Source organism: Limnofasciculus baicalensis BBK-W-15 (assembly GCF_024178385.1).
GTDB lineage: Bacteria > Cyanobacteriota > Cyanobacteriia > Cyanobacteriales > Coleofasciculaceae > Limnofasciculus > Limnofasciculus baicalensis.
Window position 1 is genome coordinate 1 of the sequence record NZ_JAMZMM010000756.1, and the last position, 1,059, is coordinate 1,059.

Sequence of the window (1,059 nt, forward strand, 5' to 3'; positions counted from 1 at the left end):
TGGCGACGGCATGTTCCGGCCGAAACGCCAGTCGTGATACTTGATGAGGACGTCGTCGAGCAAAGGGCTTTGTTGGCCCTTTAGCAGGCCACTTGCGGGCTATCGGCGGGCCTGTGACGGGCCAACGTAGGCGACGGTCTACATGGGCCAGACAGCCCATGTCTCGCCTACGTTTCCCCGCACGAATCCGCTTCGGAGACTGGACTCATGACGACCGCCGCCTCGACCACGACCACCCTCGACCACCCGACCTTCCAGGCCGTCAAGAAGGCGTTTCCCAACGCCAAGTTCAAGGCCACGGAGTTCCGCGGGCAGGGCACGTTGATCGTGGAACCCAAGGACCTGCACGCAGTTCTGTCGTTCCTCAAGAAGGACGGCTCGACGCAGTACGACTTCCTGACCGACGTTATTGGCATCGATTACCTTGGCTACCCGACCGCCATGCCCGGCCGATTCGCGGTGGTCTACGCGTTGACCTCGCTCCCCAAGGAAACCCGATTCTTCGTCAAGACCTACCTCGACCCGACATTGCCCACCGATGGCATCGCGAACGACCCCGCGCTCGTCCTCGACTCGGCTTGCAGCCTCTGGGCCGGGGCGGAATGGATGGAACGCGAGGTCTTTGACATGTTCGGCATCCGCTTCACCAACCACCCGGACCTCCGCCGCATCCTGCTGTGGGAGGAGTACCCCGGCCATCCGCTCCGCAAGGACTATCCAGTCCGCGGCCGCGGCGAACGCGAGCAGTATCGCGTGGTCGATCGCACGAGCGCGTGACGTTTTGCTGGCGAAGTGCTTTGCGTAATCTCAGGCGCGCCAACGATCCAGCATGGCCGCCATTATCTCTCTGCTCGTCATTGTCGGCGGCTCGCTCCTGATCGTGCGCGTGGGCACCTCCGACGAAGGGGGCGAGTACATCGCAACGCCCACAGGCAGTTTTCGGATAGAGGTCGGCGACGTGCTCACCGTCTATGGCCAGCAGACGAAAATCGCGGAACTCATCCGCTGAGGTAGCCCGTCAGTTCAGGCTTGCCCCGCGAGCCACGCTCGTCCGACTTC

2 protein-coding genes are annotated in these 1,059 nt (G+C 62.9%); both read left to right on the plus strand.

From position 1 onward, the window contains the following. Positions 1-207: 207 nt before the first annotated feature. Positions 208-777, plus strand: a complete 570-nt coding sequence (locus tag NJ959_RS29980; RefSeq protein WP_254015412.1) for an NADH-quinone oxidoreductase subunit C — start codon at positions 208-210, stop codon at positions 775-777. 52 nt (positions 778-829) lie between these two features. Beyond that, positions 830-1,009: a hypothetical protein gene (locus NJ959_RS29985; protein WP_254015413.1), complete on the plus strand. Its 180-nt coding sequence runs from the start codon at positions 830-832 to the stop codon at positions 1,007-1,009. Positions 1,010-1,059: the final 50 nt, after the last annotated feature.